14 protein-coding genes, 1 tRNA gene and 1 pseudogene are annotated in these 14,877 nt (G+C 76.0%); 7 read left to right on the top strand and 9 right to left on the bottom strand.

All coding sequences use genetic code 11. The features are described 5' to 3' along the window. The first annotated feature begins 37 nt into the window (after positions 1 to 37). The 3 genes from FB457_RS24810 (at position 38) to FB457_RS24800 (ending at position 2,798) form a co-directional block, all read left to right on the top strand. Positions 38 to 814, top strand: coding sequence for an alginate lyase family protein (locus tag FB457_RS24810; RefSeq protein ID WP_253911538.1), 777 nt, complete (start codon positions 38 to 40; stop codon positions 812 to 814). A 65-nt stretch (positions 815 to 879) separates the two neighbouring features. After that, on the top strand, positions 880 to 1,944 hold the full coding sequence (locus tag FB457_RS24805) for an NUDIX hydrolase (RefSeq protein ID WP_047020630.1): 1,065 nt from the start codon (positions 880 to 882) through the stop codon (positions 1,942 to 1,944). Positions 1,945 to 2,036: 92 nt separating this feature from the next. Further along, positions 2,037 to 2,798: a crotonase/enoyl-CoA hydratase family protein gene (locus FB457_RS24800; protein WP_145783344.1), complete on the top strand. Its 762-nt coding sequence runs from the start codon at positions 2,037 to 2,039 to the stop codon at positions 2,796 to 2,798. Positions 2,799 to 2,811: 13 nt separating this feature from the next. On the opposite strand, the gene FB457_RS36405 is transcribed toward FB457_RS24800, so the two are convergent. The 5 genes from FB457_RS36405 to FB457_RS35395 all read right to left on the bottom strand — a co-directional run bounded on the left by FB457_RS36405 (position 2,812) and on the right by FB457_RS35395 (position 9,077). Continuing rightward, complete coding sequence (locus FB457_RS36405) at positions 2,812 to 3,447, bottom strand: acyltransferase domain-containing protein (RefSeq protein ID WP_486589125.1); 636 nt, start codon at positions 3,445 to 3,447, stop codon at positions 2,812 to 2,814. Between the two features lie 421 nt (positions 3,448 to 3,868). Continuing rightward, positions 3,869 to 5,686: a serine/threonine-protein kinase gene (locus FB457_RS24790; RefSeq protein WP_145783342.1), complete on the bottom strand. Its 1,818-nt coding sequence runs from the start codon at positions 5,684 to 5,686 to the stop codon at positions 3,869 to 3,871. Between the two features lie 246 nt (positions 5,687 to 5,932). Next, a complete protein-coding gene (locus FB457_RS24785; RefSeq protein ID WP_047019372.1) occupies positions 5,933 to 7,468 on the bottom strand; it encodes an ATP-dependent DNA ligase in 1,536 nt (511 codons plus the stop codon). A gap of 102 nt (positions 7,469 to 7,570) precedes the next feature. Then, positions 7,571 to 8,113, bottom strand: coding sequence for a hemerythrin domain-containing protein (locus FB457_RS35400; RefSeq protein WP_186462043.1), 543 nt, complete (start codon positions 8,111 to 8,113; stop codon positions 7,571 to 7,573). A 103-nt stretch (positions 8,114 to 8,216) separates the two neighbouring features. Beyond that, positions 8,217 to 9,077, bottom strand: coding sequence for an LLM class flavin-dependent oxidoreductase (locus tag FB457_RS35395; protein WP_047019374.1), 861 nt, complete (start codon positions 9,075 to 9,077; stop codon positions 8,217 to 8,219). Between the two features lie 98 nt (positions 9,078 to 9,175). Between FB457_RS35395 and FB457_RS24775 the strand changes: the two genes are divergently transcribed. The 4 genes from FB457_RS24775 to FB457_RS24760 all read left to right on the top strand — a co-directional run bounded on the left by FB457_RS24775 (position 9,176) and on the right by FB457_RS24760 (position 11,980). After that, complete coding sequence (locus FB457_RS24775; protein ID WP_047019375.1) at positions 9,176 to 9,682, top strand: MarR family winged helix-turn-helix transcriptional regulator; 507 nt, start codon at positions 9,176 to 9,178, stop codon at positions 9,680 to 9,682. Between the two features lie 121 nt (positions 9,683 to 9,803). After that, positions 9,804 to 10,913, top strand: coding sequence for an oxidoreductase (locus FB457_RS24770; protein ID WP_145783339.1), 1,110 nt, complete (start codon positions 9,804 to 9,806; stop codon positions 10,911 to 10,913). Positions 10,914 to 11,015: 102 nt separating this feature from the next. Then, a complete protein-coding gene (locus FB457_RS24765) occupies positions 11,016 to 11,801 on the top strand; it encodes a CPBP family glutamic-type intramembrane protease (protein ID WP_145783337.1) in 786 nt (261 codons plus the stop codon). Between the two features lie 105 nt (positions 11,802 to 11,906). Further along, positions 11,907 to 11,980: transfer RNA gene (locus FB457_RS24760), tRNA-Pro, on the top strand. A 91-nt stretch (positions 11,981 to 12,071) separates the two neighbouring features. Here the strand turns inward: FB457_RS24760 and FB457_RS36400 are convergent. The 4 genes and pseudogenes from FB457_RS36400 to FB457_RS24740 form a co-directional block, all read right to left on the bottom strand. After that, positions 12,072 to 12,164: pseudogene (locus tag FB457_RS36400) on the bottom strand (tyrosine-type recombinase/integrase); the annotation flags it as partial. 1 nt (position 12,165) lies between these two features. Further along, positions 12,166 to 13,194 carry an NAD(P)/FAD-dependent oxidoreductase gene (locus tag FB457_RS24750; RefSeq protein ID WP_047019378.1) on the bottom strand — a complete coding sequence of 343 codons (1,029 nt, stop codon included), beginning with the start codon at positions 13,192 to 13,194 and terminating at the stop codon, positions 12,166 to 12,168. Positions 13,195 to 13,204: 10 nt separating this feature from the next. Then, a complete protein-coding gene (locus tag FB457_RS24745) occupies positions 13,205 to 13,723 on the bottom strand; it encodes an isoprenylcysteine carboxyl methyltransferase family protein (protein WP_047019379.1) in 519 nt (172 codons plus the stop codon). Continuing rightward, the gene (locus FB457_RS24740; protein WP_047019380.1) at positions 13,720 to 14,808 is read right to left on the bottom strand and encodes a type III polyketide synthase; all 1,089 of its coding nucleotides are present in this window, start codon (positions 14,806 to 14,808) and stop codon (positions 13,720 to 13,722) included. The genes FB457_RS24745 and FB457_RS24740 overlap by 4 nt, the downstream gene beginning before the upstream one ends. Positions 14,809 to 14,877 lie beyond the last annotated feature (69 nt).

The raw sequence follows: 14,877 nt of genomic DNA, 5'->3' as shown, positions 1-14,877 counted from the left end.
GACAGCGGGCGTTCGAGTCTGACGGTGGAGGTGTGCCATGGCACCCGGTCGATTCCCCCGCCGCCTCGCGGTCCTGCTCCTCGCGCTGCTCACCGTCGTGGCGCCCGGCGGCCCCGCCGAGACGCCGCCCCGCGGGCAGCACCGCGAGGCGGCCCCGTTCCGCCACCCCGGGGTGCTGGTCAGCGGCCCCCGACTGCGCGCCATACGCTCCCGGGTGAGGGACGGCGACAGACCCTTCCGCGCGTTCCGCGCGATGCGCCGCAGCCGCTACGGCCGGCTCTCCTGCATCGCCGCCTTCCCCGACGACCGCCCCGCCTGCGACGCTGCGCTGCGCCGCTTCCGCGCCCGCGTGCCCGCGTACTTCTACGTCCGCGCCGACGGGCCCCGGCCCACGCCCCCGCCCGGCGGGCAGATCGACACCGCCGAGGAGATCACCACCCACTGGTTCGGCCAGCGCACCTGCCCCGAGGGCCTGGCCCGGGAGGCGTGCCGCAACCTGATGCACGTCGGCCACGCCCTCGCCGCCACCGCGCACATCGCCGAGACCGCCTGCCACCAGGGCACGGACCTGTACGCGGAGGTGCAGCCGCGGATCACCGACGCGCTGGAGCTGCACGCCCGCTACCAGCTCGGCGAGCGCCCGCCCGCGTCGCTCCGCGGCGGCCGGGTGGAGCGCACCATGGGCCCCGAGCTGGAGGTGGCGTACCACCGCTACCACGACCGGCTCGGCGCCGACCTGCCGCAGACCGCGAAGCTGCTCGCGCGGCAGCGGCCCGCGGGCACGGACGACCTCTTCGTCTCCGGGAGACCCTGACGCACGCGGCCGGCCCGGCTGACGCCCGGCCGCCCGCCGCCCATCACGAACCGAGGAGCCGTCACATGCTCACGACCGCCGGGACCGCCGCGCAGCCGGACAGCCCGCCCCCGCACGCCGAGGCCGCCCACGGGCCCGCGGTGACCGCGACCGCGGTGGTGCAGGACCGCGCGGGACGCGTCCTCGTGCTGCTGCCCGCCGAGCCGGCCGCCGACGCCGAGCCCGTGCTGCCGGGCGTCGCCGTCTCCGGCAGGCAGACGCCGGAGGAGGCGCTGACCCGCGCGCTGCGCGACGCGCTCGGCGCCGACCTGCCCGCCGGGCGGCTCCTCGCCGTGGACTCCGTCCCCGCGGCCGGCGGTCGCGCCGGGCTCGCCCACCTCTACGCGGCCGCGCCGCCGCCCGCCGCCCTGACCGCCGCGCCCGGCGCCGCCGGTGACGGGGACCCGGCCGGGCTCACCACGAGCTGGCTGGACCGCGACGCCGCTCTGGCGGCCCTGCCCGCCCTCGACGCCCGCCGGCTGCGCGCCGCGCTCGACGCCTGGGACACCGGCGCCGTCGCCCACCTCGTCGGCGGCGAACCGCAGCCCGGCTCGTGCGCCGCCGTCTCCGCACGCCGCCGCGCGGAGCTGGAGCACGCCGCCGCGCTGGACCCGTCCTCGTACCTCGCCGTGCGCCCGCGCGTGCTCGTCGGCGCCGGCGCACTGGTGCGCGACAGCGCGGGCCGGCTGCTGCTGGTCCGCGCCGGCTACCGCGACGACGGCCGCTGGCAACTGCCGGGCGGCGGCGTGGACAGCGACCTCGGCGAGACCCCCCGCCCCGCGGCGCGGCGTGAGCTGCGCGAGGAGACCGGACTCGACCGGCCGCTGGGCCGGCTGCTCGCCGTCGACTTCGCCTCGCGCAGGCCCGCGCCCGCGCTCGTCGTGTACGTGTACGACGGCGGGGTGCTGGACGCCGCCGACCTGGCAGGCGTGCGGGTCGACGGCACCGAGATCGTGGACTGGCGGCTGGCGGCACCCGACGAGTTCGACGACCTGCTGCCGCCGCGCGGCGCCGCCATCGCGCGGGCCGGCCTCGGCGCGCTGGAGGACGGCGGCGGGCCGCTGGACCTCGTCGCGGGCCGGCCGGCCTGAGCGAAGGGGCCGGCCCGTACGGTACGGACCGGGCGTACCGGCGGCGCACCGGCCCGTACTCCCGCCGCCCTACGCGCTGGTAACGTCCGGCCATGAGCGGACACGTACGCATCGAGCGCACCGGCCACGTCACCACCGTCGTCCTCGCCCGCCCCGGCGTCCGCAACGCCGTCGACGGCCCCACCGCCGCCGAACTCGCCGCCGCCTTCCGGGACTTCGACGCCGATCCCGGTGCCCGCGCCGCCGTGCTCTGGGGCGAGGGCGGCACGTTCTGCGCGGGCGCCGACCTCAAGGCCGTCGGCAGCCCCTCGGGCAACCGCGTCGCGCCCGACGGCGACGGGCCCATGGGCCCCACCCGGATGCGCCTGACCAAACCCGTCATCGCCGCCGTCAGCGGGCACGCCGTCGCCGGCGGGCTGGAGCTGGCGCTCTGGTGCGACCTGCGGGTGGCGGAGGAGGACGCGGTGTTCGGCGTCTTCTGCCGCCGCTGGGGCGTGCCGCTGATCGACGGCGGCACCGTACGCCTGCCGCGGCTCGTCGGCACCGGCCGCGCCCTCGACCTCATCCTCACCGGCCGCCCCGTCCCGGCCCCCGAGGCGTACGAGATGGGGCTCGCCAACCGGCTCGTGCCGACCGGTCAGGCGCGCGCCGCGGCCGAGGAACTGGCCGCGGAGATCGCCCGGTTCCCGCAGACCTGCCTGCGCGCCGACCGCGCCTCCGTGCTGGAGCAGCACGGCCTGCCGGAGGCGGAGGCGATGGCGGCGGAGCTGCGCCACGGCACCGCCGCGCTCGGCGAGGCGGCGGCCGGGGCCGGTCGCTTCGCCGCGGGGGAGGGGCGGCACGGGGCGTTCTGAGCCGCGGCGTCTCTCAGCCGGGGACCGGGAGCATGAACGATCCGCGCGGCGCGCCCCAGTGGCCCCCGTCCGCGATGTGCGCCACCACGGCGCGCTCCAGCGTCGTACGCGCCGGGAGCGCCGCGACGTCCGCGGGCGTACGCACCACCCGCCGGAACACGAACTCGACGATCCCGCGGTCGGGCACCGCCAGCCCGTGCTCGTCCGGCTCGGGCACGCGCGCCGGCTCCCGCGGATCGAGGGTGAACCTGCGCTGGAAGCGCATGATGTTGCTGTCGGCCGGCAGATAGTCCCCGAGCTGCGGATCCAGCAGCCACGACGCGCAGTTCAGCCGCAGCTCACCGCCCGGCGCGCTCTTCAGGAACGTGCCGAAGCGGGGCGGGAAGAACTCCGCGGCCCGCGCGTACGATTCCTCGCACGCCCGCGGGTCCAGCGGGCCGCCCTCGGGGACGTGCACCTCGAGCCCGTGGCCGGCGTCCGGATCGCGGTCGAGGTTGAACTGCAGCCGGCCGAGCCGGTAGAGGATGCCGCCGTACGGGAGCGTCATCCACCGCTGGTTGCCCATGCCGCCCTCGCCGTGCAGCCGGCGGTGGACGCCCACCTTGTTGCCCAGGTCGGCGAGCGTCGCCCGGGACACGTCGTCCGGCACGTCGCGGCGCGCATGGTACGCCCGCACCTCCGGCACGGCGGCGAGGAAGACCGCGGTGGGACCAGCGCCCCGCCGCGCCCAGCGCCGCGGGCAGCGCGGGACCGCTGCCGGGACCGCCCCGGTCGTCGCCGACCGACCCCATCGCGGCGGCCATCGCGGCGACGGCGCGGTCCAGCAGCCACGCGTACGGCGACCCCGCGGCGGTCACCTCCGCCAGCGTGGCGGTCAGCTCGGCGTCCTCGCGTTCGGGGACGCCGACGGCGCGCAGCAGCGCGGTCAGCTCCGCGCCCCGCGGCACATCGGCGGGCGGTGGCGCGGGGTGGGCGGAGGCCAGGGCGTCGGTCCACGGCGTGTACGTGCCGTCGAGGCCGAGCTGGTCCCGTACGGCGGCGGCGTTCAGGTCGGTCACGCCGGGATCATCTCAGCACACCGGCAGCCCCGGGACGGGGGCGTCGTTGGCACCGCCCCTGATGTAGACGACGCTGACCCAGACCCCCGCGTTGCCCGAGTCGTCATCCGTCTTGCCCCACCACACGTTGGTCCACTCGCCGGACGTCTCGCGGTAGGACTTCTTCTCCTGGCAGAAGAAGTAGTTGGTGCCGGCGTAGAGCGTGCCCACCGGGTTGTGCGCCGCGTCGTACGACGAGGCGGTCCGCCACACCTCGCAGTTGTACTTCCCGCCGCCGATGGGCGTGCACGACGGGTCGGGGGCCGAGCCGTCGCCGGTGCCGCCGCCCGACGTACTCCCGCCGCCGGCGTCGCCGCCACCGCTGCCGCTGCCGTCTCCGGTGCTGCCGCCGTCCGAGCCGGAGCCGCCGGAGCCGTCGTCCGCGCCGCTGTCGCCACCGCCGTCCGTACCGCCGGTGCCGCCGCCCGCGGCCCCCTCCTCCTCGGGGGAGCCGTCGCCGTCGGCGGCCGGCCCGTTCTCCTCCCCGCCCTTGTCGTCCTTGCCGTCCTTCCCTTCCTTCCCTTCCTTCCCTTCCTTCTCGCCCTTGCCGTCCTGCTCCTTACCCTCGTCGCCCGTCCCGGGCGACGGCGAGACGACCTCGGCGGCCGGCTCCTCCGTCTCCTCGCGCGCGGCCGGCTCGCCGTCGTCGCCCCCGGCGAGCGCGTACGTCACGCCCCCGCCCGCGAGCAGGACAGCCGCCGCGGCCGCGGCGACCGGCACCCACCGGCGTCCGCCGCGGCGCCGCTGCGGCGCGGTCTGCTCGGCGGTACGTGACTCCGTCCCGGGCGGCCCGAGCTGCGGCGGGCCGAACTGCCCCTGCGGGGCCGCGGCTCCGGGAGCCGCGAGCCCGGCCGGCGGCCCGTACGCGCCGGACGGCGGCGCTGCCGGGACCCGGCCCAGCCGCACCGTGTCCGGCCCCTGCGCCGCCGGCGGCCCCGCCGTCCCGGCGATCGGCTCCAGCAGGGCGCGTGCCCGGTCGACGTCGGCGCGCTCGCCCGGATCCTTGGCCATCAGCGCCTGCAGCACGGGCGCGAGCGGCCCCGCCCGGCGCGGCTCCGGCAGCGGGTCCACGATGATCGCGGTGATCGTCGACCACGTCGACGTACGGCGGAACGGCGAGATGCCCTCCACCGCTGCGTACAGCGTGGCGCCCAGCGACCAGAGGTCGGAGGGCGGCCCCGGCTGCTCGCCGCGGGCCCGCTCCGGCGCCAGGTAGTCGAGCGAGCCGACGAGCTCGCCGCTGCGCGTCAGATGCGTGCTGTTGCCGTCGGCCGGCTCCTCCATGGCGGCGATGCCGAAGTCGCTGAGCACGACCCGGCCGCCGCGCTCCAGCAGGATGTTGCCCGGCTTCACGTCCCGGTGCAGCACCCCCGCACGGTGCGCGGCGCCGAGCGCATCGACCACCTTCAGCCCGATCTGCGCCGCCTCGGCCGGCGTGACGCCGCCGCGCTCGCGCAGCACGTCATCCAGCGACGGGCCGTCGACCAGCTCCATCACGATGACCGGCCGGCCGTCGTGCTCCGTCACGTCGTGCACGGCGACGACGCCCGGATGCCGCACCCGTGCGGCGGCGCGCGCCTCCCGCTCCGTACGCAGCCTCATCTCGGCGAGGTCGCGCGCGTCCGAATCGCTGAACGCGCGCAGCTCCTTCACCGCGACCTCGCGCCCCAGCCGCTCGTCGACGGCCCGCCACACGGTGCCCATGCCCCCGCGTCCGAGCTGCGTCACCACCCGGTAGCGCCCGGCGAGTATCCGCCCAGGCCCTTCCGCCCCGTTGTCCCCCAGTTGCATGTTCTGCCCCGTATCGCGTGTCCAGGAAGTGGCAGCTTACGTCGCGTGGGGCGGGCGGGACGCGCGCCGGCGCTGCTGCGGGCCGGCGCGTGTGGCCGGGGCTCGCCGGAGTTGGGATCTCCCGGGTCCGGTACGGGGCCGGGGTCGGCGGTCGCGCGGACCGCCGCCCCTGGTCCCGCCGGGCGGCCGGATCCGCAACGACCCACCCCGCGCCACCGCCCGGGCCCGGCGGGGCGGGCGCCGTTCTCAGCGCAGCATCGCCAGGACCGAGGCGACCGTGTCCGCCTCCGCCGCCGTCTTGTCGTCCCGGTACCGCACCACCCGCGCGAACCGCAGCGTCACCCCCTCCGGATAGCGCGGCGAGCGCTGCACCCCGTCGAACGCGACCTCCACCACCAGCTCGGGCAGCACCACCACCCCCCAGTCCTTCTGCGCCACCGCCAGCTCCTGGAGCCGCTCCGTCTGCCACGCCAGCAGCGCGTCCGTCATCCCCTTGAACGTCTTGCCGAGCATCGCGAACGAGCCGTCCTCGCGGCGCGCGCCGAGGTGCAGGTTCGACAGCGTGCCCGTACGCCGCCCGTGGCCCCACTCCGCCCCCAGCACCACGAGGTCCAGCGTGTGCACCGGCTTCACCTTCAGCCAGGCCGCGCCGCGGCGGCCCGCGCTGTACTCCGAGTCCAGCGCCTTGACGACGACGCCCTCGTGGCCCCGCGCCAGCGTCACCGCGGCGAACTCCCGCGCCGCCGCCCGCTGCGCCGCGTCCTCGGGGTCGGCCACCTCGACCCGGCGCACCCGGCGCGGCTCCGGCGTGATCCGGGCCAGCTCGGCCTGGCGCTCGCGCATCGGCGCGGTCAGCAGGTCGCGGCCGTCGACGGCGAGGAGGTCGAAGAAGACCGGGTACACCGGCAGCGTCTGCTGTGCCCCGGCCACGTCCACCCGGGAGCCGACCCGGCCGGCGACCTCCTGGAACGGCCGCGGGTCCCCGCCGTCCCCGAGGGCGATCACCTCGCCGTCGAGCACGGCGTCCGCCGCGGTCAGCTCGCGGGCGGCGGCGACGACCTCGGGGAGCCGGGCGGTGATCTCGTCGAGCGTGCGGGTGTAGATCCGTACGTCGTCGCCGTCCCGGTGCACCTGCACCCGGATGCCGTCGAGCTTCTCCTCCACGGCGCACGGCCCGAGCCGGCCGATCGCCTCGTCCACGTCCTTCGCGGACTGCGCGAGCATCGGCTGCACGGGACTGCCGACCGACAGCTTGAAGTCCGCCAGCGCCTCCGGCCCGCGGGCGAGCAGCGCCTCGGCGACGGCGCCCACGGAACCGGCGAGCATCACCGCGCGCCGCACCCGCGCCGGGTCGGCGTCCACCGCGGCCGCCAGGCCCTCGACCGCGAGCGCGTCCAGCGCGCCCTGCCGCAGCTCGCCGCCGATCAGCCCGGCGAGGAAGCGCTGCTCCTCCGTCGTGGCGGCACCCAGCAGCTCGTGCACCAGCCGGCGCCGCTCGGCCTGGGCGCCCTTGCCGGAGACGGCGGCGATGGCGTCGAACGCGTCGTGCACCTCGCGCACGGTCAGCCGCGGCTGCCGGGCGGCGGCGGGCGCGTCCTTCAGCGCGCTCCAGCCCACGCCGGTCCTGCGCTGCGGCAGCCGGCCCGCCAGGTACGTGACCACGAGGGGCGCGTCGGCGGGGTCGGCCTCGCGGAACAGCGCGGCGAGCAGCGCGGTCTTCTCCGAGCGGGCCCGGGTGGCGGCGATCTCCCGCGAGGTACGGGCGAGGTCGGCGAAGAGCATGTCCCCATCGTCACCCACCCCGCTGACATCCGCCCCGCGACGGACGCCGGAGGGGCGGACAGCGGTGCGGGCCGTGAGCCGGTGGGGGGAGCCGGGCCCGGGTCAGCCGCCGGCCATGAACCGGCCCAGCGGCGCCACCAGCTCGTCCTCCTCGTACGACAGGTGCGACAGCAGCGCCTCCGCGAGCAGGCCGACCGCGCCGCGCAGCTCCGCCGTCCCCTCCGGGCCCGCGACGAAGGCGACGAGCGCGCGGTCGACGCGCTCCAGGACGTCGTGGATGACGAGGTGCTCCTCCGACAGCCGGTCGAGCACGGGCGCGAGCCGCGGGTCGAACCGGCGCAGCTCCGGGAACAACTGCCGGTCCTCGGTGGTGTGGTGGAGGGTGACGAACCGGCAGTACGCGGCGCAGTGGGCGCCGAGGGACCAGTTGTTCCGGCGCAGGGTCATCGTCGCGATGTGCGAGCGGGCGGCGGAGGCGGTGAGGGCGCCGTCGGCCACCTGGACGACCAGCTCGCGCAGCCGCACCAGCTCCTCGCGCAGGTGGTCGTGGACCTCGACGAGGTGGTGTCCCGCGGAGACGTCCTCGCCGGGGCGGGGTGCGCGCGCCTCGGGCACGGTGGGACGGGTGCTCTCGTTCCAGAGCACCGCTCTCGAAGTGGACCGGTGCTCTCGTTCCTCCGTACGGTACGGGCCGCCGCCATCCCGCGGTGCCGGCACCCGGGCCGTCGCCCGCTCGTCGGACACGGGCTCAGGCCCCGCTGCCACGCGACTCGGCCACCAGTTCGCGTACCGCCGGGGCGACCTCGCCGAGAAAGCGTTCGATCTCCCGCGGCTCACTGGTCATGATCAGGAACGTGCCCGTGCCGTACGTCAGCGCGAACTCCGCGAGCTGGTCGGCCGGGTGCTCCTCCCCGAGGTTGAGCAGCCGCCGCACGTCCCCCGGCGCCCGCCCCGCCGCCACCGCCGCCTCGTCGATCACGGCGTTGCCGTCGGCGAGCACGGCGGGCGAGTCGAGGTACGGCAGTGAGGGCAACCACCCGTCCGCCGCGCGGCCCACGAGGCGCAGCATCCGTGCCTTGTACGCGCCGAGCCAGATCTGCATGTCGTGCGCCGGCCGCGGCCCGCGCTTGGCGCCCCGCACCTGGTAGTGCCGCCCGTCGAAGCGGATCCCGCCGCGGGTCTCGGTGTCCCAGGTGTCGCGGATGATCCGGATCCCCTCGTCCAGCGCCTCGACGGCCTCGCCCGGCGAGCGCCGCGGCCCGCCGAGCGCCGCGATGGCGTCCCAGAACCCGCCGGCGCCCAGCGCCAGCTCGAACCGGCCGCCGCTGAGCAGGTCCAGGCTCGCCGCGCTGCGCGCCAGCAGGGCCGGCGGGCGCAGGGGGAGCGGATGCACGTTGCCGGACAGGGTGACCGAGTCCGTACGGGCGGCGACGTACGAGAGCAGCGTCCAGGTGTCGAGGAACGCGGGCTGGTACGGGTGGTCCTGGAAGGTGATCAGGTCGGCCCCCGCGCGCTCGGAGAGCTGCGCGAGCGCGACGGTCGCCTCCGGGGCCTGGCTGGAGGGGATGAGGTTGATGCCGAAGCGGAGATCGTGGCCGTAGTCGGGCATGGCGCTTCCTCAGCGGAGGGAATTTGGTTCGTGCTGCGAACCAGATTATTTCGCACCGCGAACTAGTGTCAAACTGGGGCGTGTCCCCGGGAGGTGCCATGACGAGCGAACGGACGGGACGGACGGCGCCGGCGGCGGCGACGTCCGTCGACGCCGGCCCGGCCGCGCTGGCGAGCGCGCTGGTACGGCTGACGCACACGCTGCAGCACGTTCTCGCGGAGGCCGGGCGCGACCACGGCCTCACGCCGCAGCAGGTCCAGTTGCTGTGCGCGCTCAGCAGCGGCCCGGTGGGGATGAGCGAGCTGAGCCGTTGGCTGCGCCTGGGCAAGTCGGGGCTGACCGGCCTGGTGGACCGCGTCGAGCGGCGGGGCCTGGTGGCCCGTATCCCGGACGCCGACGACGGCCGGGCGTGCCGGATCGCGCTGACCGCGGCGGGGGAGGAACTGGCGGGCCGCGCGCACGCCGGGGTGACGGCCCGGATCGCGGCCATGGCCGCGGGGCTGGCCGCGGGCGAGCGCGCCGCGCTGACGGACGCGGTCGCCCGGCTCCTCGACGCCGCCCCGTGCCAGTCCCCGTCACCGGAGGCGTGGCCGGAGCAGGCGTGAGCCGGGCCCGTACGGACTCCGCACGGGCGCCGTACGGGATCGGCGAGCGCCCGGCCGCCGCGTCCCGCGCCCGCTGCGGCACCCTCGTCAAGCGGTGCGGCGGCTGGTACGTTCCTCCGCCATGACGCTGCGGGGAACTCTGAGGCACAGGGCCGCCACCTGCCTGGGCGTGTGCGTGCTCGCCGCCGGACCGGTCGACGCCACCGATACCGCCGCCGGCGCGGACACCGGTACCGACCGCGAACCGGTCGCCCGGCACCTGCCCGGCTGGGAGCTGAAGGAGACCGGCAGCAAGGCGCGGCTGCGCGGGCTGTCGGCGGTCAGCCGCGACACCGCGTGGGTGTCCGGCTCGGGCGGCACGGTGCTGCGCACCACGGACGGCGGGCGGAGCTGGCGGGACGTGTCGCCGCCGGGCACCGAGGCGCTGGAGTTCCGCGACATCGAGGCGCTGGGACGGCGCAGCGCGGTCGCCCTGTCCATCGGGCCCGGCGAGGACTCCCGCATCTACCGCACCGACGATGCCGGCGCGACCTGGACCGAGACGTTCCGCAACGACCACCCCGGCGCCTTCTACGACTGCGTCACGTTCTTCGCCGGCGGCCGCGAAGGGCTCGCGCTCAGCGACCCGGTGGACGGCCGGTTCCGCATCCTGTCGACGTCCGACGGCGGCAGGTCGTGGAAGGTGCTCCCCGACGACGGCATGCCGCCCGCGCAGCCGGGCGACGCGGCGTTCGCGGCCAGCGGGCAGTGCCTGGTGAGCGCGGGCCGCTCGGACGCCTGGTTCGCCACCGGCGGCGGCGCGACCGCGCGCGTCCTCCACTCCGCCGACCGCGGCCGTACGTGGACGGAGGCCGAGTCCGGCATCCCGGCCGGCGACCCGGCGCGCGGCGTCTTCGCCCTCGCCTTCCGCGACGCCCGCCACGGCCTCGCGGTCGGCGGCGACTTCCAGCCCGGCAACCCGTCGCCCGACGCGGCGGCCCGTACCGGCGACGGCGGCGCGAGCTGGACGGACGCCCGCAAGCCGCCGCCGGAATACCGCTCGGGCGTGGCCTGGCTGCCGCACAGCCGCGGCGCCGCCCTGGCCGTGGGCCCGACGGGCTCGGACGTCACCTTCGACGCCGGGCGCACGTGGCACGGCTTCGACTCCGGTTCGTACGACACCGTGGACTGCTCCGCGGACCTGGGCTGCTGGGCGGCGGGGGAGCAGGGCAGGGTGGCGCGCCTGGAGTAGCGGCGGGGCACTTCGGGACCTAAGGCCGTGGTCGTCGCGCGGGCCCGGTCCCTACGGTTGAGCCGTCCCCCGCACGGTGCAGACCCGCTGGAGCCCGCCCGCGTGACCACCCGCACAGCAGCGCTGATGCGCCGCCTCGACCTCGACCCAGGGGTGCTGCGGCTGCTGTCGGTGACGTTCCTGTGGGTGGCGCTGACGTGCACCGCACTGCTGATCCCGATCAGCCTCACGCTGCTGCCTGGCTACGAGGCGTGGAAGTTCACCACCCGCGACATCGCCCCGGCGATCGGCCTCGCCGCGGGCTTCACCCTCGCCGCGGCGCTCCTCGCCGGCTCCCGTACGTCCCTGAAAGCAGCCGCCGCCCGCTTCGTCACGGCCCTGGGCCTGCGCCCCGGCACCCGCCGCACGGCGACGGTCAGCCTGGCCGCCGGCCTCGGGGCGGGCGCCCTGTGCCTGGCGGCAGCCGAACTCCTCGTCCGTATCCCGGCCCTGTCCGCCACCCCCGCGTCGGAGGACCCCCGCAACGCCGCCGTGGCCGGCACCTCCACCACCGTCCACCTGCTCGACGGCGCCCTCTCGGCCCCCGTCCACGAAGAACTCCTCTTCCGCGCTCCCCTCCTGCTCCTCCTCACCTTCCTCGCCACCCCGGGAGCCCGCGAGACGATCCCGACCCCCCGCCTGCGCCGCACCACCTTCACCGCCGCCGCGGCCCTCTCCGCCCTCGTCTTCACCGCGGGCCACGAACTGGGCGGCCCGGTCAACCTGATCTTCGCCGCCTTCCTGGCGGCGGTCACCACGGCCCTGCTCCTGTGGCGCCGCTCGCTGGTCCCCTGCATCGTCGCCCACACCGTCCACAACACCGCGATCACGGCCCTCTGGCTCTTCTGACCCCCGGAAGCCGCCGGGACAATCGGCTTTGCGGGAACCGGGGGTGGATGCGGTATGGTTCTCGTGCGCGATCGGCCGGGGCGAAACCCCAGGTCGTCCGGGCACCGGGACGTGGCGCAGTTTGGTAGCGCACTTGACTGGGGGTCAAGGGGTCGTGGGTTCAAATCCCGCCGTCCCGACGGTGGTGAAGAGGCCCTTTGAGTGGGAGAAATCCCAGATCAGAGGGCCTTTTGCGATTCGCTGACGCGTTGTCAGTCTGACGCTGCGTCAGGCGATGATCGGCAGCACGTGCAGGGGGACCCCGGCGTCGGCCATCCACGTGAGGCCGGTGTGGCGGAGATCAGGCCGGCGAAGATGCCCGTAGTCACGTCCGTGCCGGATGCGCGAGCGCGTCGACGGCCGCGGCGAACAACCACGGGAGCCGCTGCGCCGCGGGCACCAGTGCTGCCCGGACCGGGGGCATCCTCGTCGCGCCGAGCAGTGCCCGGGTGAGCCAGCGATAGCGCCGGGTGATTCGCCGCCATTCCCGTTCGTAGGCCATCAGGTCGCCGCCGGCGACTGCTCGCACCGCCGCCGACGCCTGGGCGAGCGCCAGGGCGATGCCCTCGCCGGTCAGCGCGTCCACGTAGCCGGCGGCATCGCCGACGAGCAGCACCCGGCCGGCCGTGCGCGCGCTCGCAGCCTGGCGGAGCGGGCCCGCCCCGCGCACCGGCCCTGCGGTGCCGACTCCGGCCAGCCGCTCCTGCAATGCGGGGAAGGCGGCAAGGTGGTCGTCGTACGGTCTGCGGGCGGTGGTGAGCACCGCGACGCTTACGAGGTCGTCGGCCACCGGCGTCACATAGATCTCCGCGTCACGGGCCCAGTGCACCTCGACGTAATCGCTCCAGGGGGCGAGCCTGTAGTGACGCCGCAGCCCGTGCCTCCGGTGGGCCCGATGCGGCCGGTACAGGCCCAGGGCTCGGCGGATCGGGGAGTGCAGGCCGTCGGCAGCGGCGAGGTGGCCGGTGCGGGTGCCGTCGACCACGACACCGTCGTCGTCCTGCTCGATACGGCGGACAGCGCGCTGCTCGACCCGCACGCCCGCGGCAAGTGCCGCCTCGTGCAGCGCCGTGTGCAGCGCGGTGCGACGCACCCCGCGGCCCGGGCCCGCCCGGAAGTCGGCGTGGACCCGGTGGGGTCCGGCGACGTAGCGGATGCCCCGGAGGTCGTGCCCCGGCGGGTGCACGCCGAGCGCTGTCAGGGCGGCGACGGCACTCGGCATCAGCCCTTCGCCGCACGCCTTGTCGACGGTGCCGGCGCGCTGCTCCCAGACGGCGACGTCGAGCCCCGCCCGGGCCGCGTGCAGGGCCGTGGCGAGACCGGCGGGTCCGGCGCCGGCGATGAGCAGGTCCACGCGCGCCTCCTCAGGACAGCCGCGCTAGGGCGGCGTCCTCGACCCGCATGCGGGTGGTGAGCAGGAATCCGTTCAGCATGGTGAAGACGACTGCCGTGATCCAGGCCGAGTGCACCAGCGGCAGCGCGAGGCCCTCGACGACGACGGCGACGTAGTTCGGGTGCGAGAACCAGCGGTAGGGGCCGCCGGTCACGCGCGGACTGCCGGGCACAACGATCACCCGGGTGTTCCACTGCCGGCCCAGGGTGGCGATGCACCACCAGCGCAGCGCCTGTGAGGCCGCGACGAGCAGGAGCATGGCCCAGGCGAGGACCGGTGCGGTGTCCGGCCGCCGCACCCACACCTCCACGAGCGCGCCGGCAAGCAGGCCCGTGTGCAGCACCACCATGAACGGGTAGTGGCCTCGCCCGGACTCCAGGCCGCCCCGCGCGATGCTCCAGGCGGCGTTGCGCTGGGAGACGACCAGTTCGGCGACCCGCTCCAGGCCGACGGCCAGGACCAGGGCGGTGAACAGGATCTCGCCGCTCACACCTCACCCCCGGGGGCGCGCAGGAGGATGAGTTCAGAGCAGAATCCGGGGCCCATGGCAAGCATGAGCCCGTGGGATCCGGGCGGGGGCGGGCGGTGGGCGAGCGTGTCCGCCAGGACGTGCAGCACCGAGGCGGAAGACAGGTTGCCGATCCGGCGCAGTGAGTCCCAGGTCACCCTCAGGGCGTCCCGCTCGACGCCGAGGGCTTCCTGCAGGGCCTCCAGGACCTTGGGGCCGCCGGGGTGCGAGACGTACCAGCCGAGGTCGTCGCTGGTCAGTCCGTGCTCGGCGAGGAAGCCGCGGAAGTCTTCGCCGACGTACCGGCGCACCAGGTCGGGGACCGAGGAGTCGAGCACGATCCGGAAGCCGCCGGCACCGATGTCCCAGCCCATCGCGCGCTCCGATTCGGGGTAGAGACGGCTGCGCGAGGCGAGCACCTCGGGGCGGGCGGGGTCGTCGGACTGCGCCAGCGGGTGTTCGGGGCCGACTGCGACCACCGCCGCGGCACCGTCCCCGAAGAGACCGCTCGCCACGAGGTTGGCGAACGAGGTGTCGTCACGCTGAAGGGTGAGCGAACACAGTTCGACCGACATCAGCACCGCGACCCCATCCGGGTTGCCGCGCAGCAGGTCGCGCAGGCGGGCGATGCCGGCCGCGCCGGCGACGCAGCCGAGGCCGACGAGGGGCAGGCGCACCACGTCGGGGCGCAGCCCGATCTCGGCCGCGACGCGGGCTTCGAGCGAGGGGACGGCCAGGCCGGTCACCGTGCACGACACGATGTAGTCGACGTCGGCCGACGTGAGGCCGACGTCCTTGAGCGCTTCGACCACTGCGCGACTGCCGAGTTCGACGCCGGCCCGGATGAAGACATCGTTCGACCGGCCGAAGTCCCCGAGCCGGGCGTACTCCTCCAGGGGGAGCACGGTGTGCCGGTAATCGACGCACGCGTTGCGGTGTAGCCGCTCGACGACGCGGCGATCGAGCGTGCCCTCGACGAGCGTGGTGGCGAATGACTCGGTGATCTCCTCCTGCCGGTAGCGGTGCTCGGGCAGGATGCCGCGCACGCTGAGGACGCGTATGGTCATGCTGGCTCCCGGGTCGGGCCGGTCGGACGAGTGGGTACGACGAGCGCCCGGCCGAGGCCGAGCTCGACG

The organism is Streptomyces sp. CNZ287 (genome assembly GCF_007827615.1).
Note: the sequence above shows the minus strand (reverse complement) of the source record. Positions and strands in the feature narration are given on the sequence as shown.

Bases quoted from the DNA above. Each gene is read 5' to 3' on its own strand.
- FB457_RS24810 (WP_253911538.1), top strand. From the start codon at position 38: ATGGCACCCGGTCGATTCCCCCGCCGCCTCGCGGTCCTGCTCCTCGCG.
- FB457_RS24805 (WP_047020630.1), top strand. From the start codon at position 880: ATGCTCACGACCGCCGGGACCGCCGCGCAGCCGGACAGCCCGCCCCCG.
- FB457_RS24800 (WP_145783344.1), top strand. From the start codon at position 2,037: ATGAGCGGACACGTACGCATCGAGCGCACCGGCCACGTCACCACCGTC.
- FB457_RS24790 (WP_145783342.1), bottom strand. From the start codon at position 5,686: ATGCAACTGGGGGACAACGGGGCGGAAGGGCCTGGGCGGATACTCGCC.
- FB457_RS24785 (WP_047019372.1), bottom strand. From the start codon at position 7,468: ATGCTCTTCGCCGACCTCGCCCGTACCTCGCGGGAGATCGCCGCCACC.
- FB457_RS35395 (WP_047019374.1), bottom strand. From the start codon at position 9,077: ATGCCCGACTACGGCCACGATCTCCGCTTCGGCATCAACCTCATCCCC.
- FB457_RS24775 (WP_047019375.1), top strand. From the start codon at position 9,176: ATGACGAGCGAACGGACGGGACGGACGGCGCCGGCGGCGGCGACGTCC.
- FB457_RS24770 (WP_145783339.1), top strand. From the start codon at position 9,804: ATGACGCTGCGGGGAACTCTGAGGCACAGGGCCGCCACCTGCCTGGGC.
- FB457_RS24740 (WP_047019380.1), bottom strand. From the start codon at position 14,808: ATGACCATACGCGTCCTCAGCGTGCGCGGCATCCTGCCCGAGCACCGC.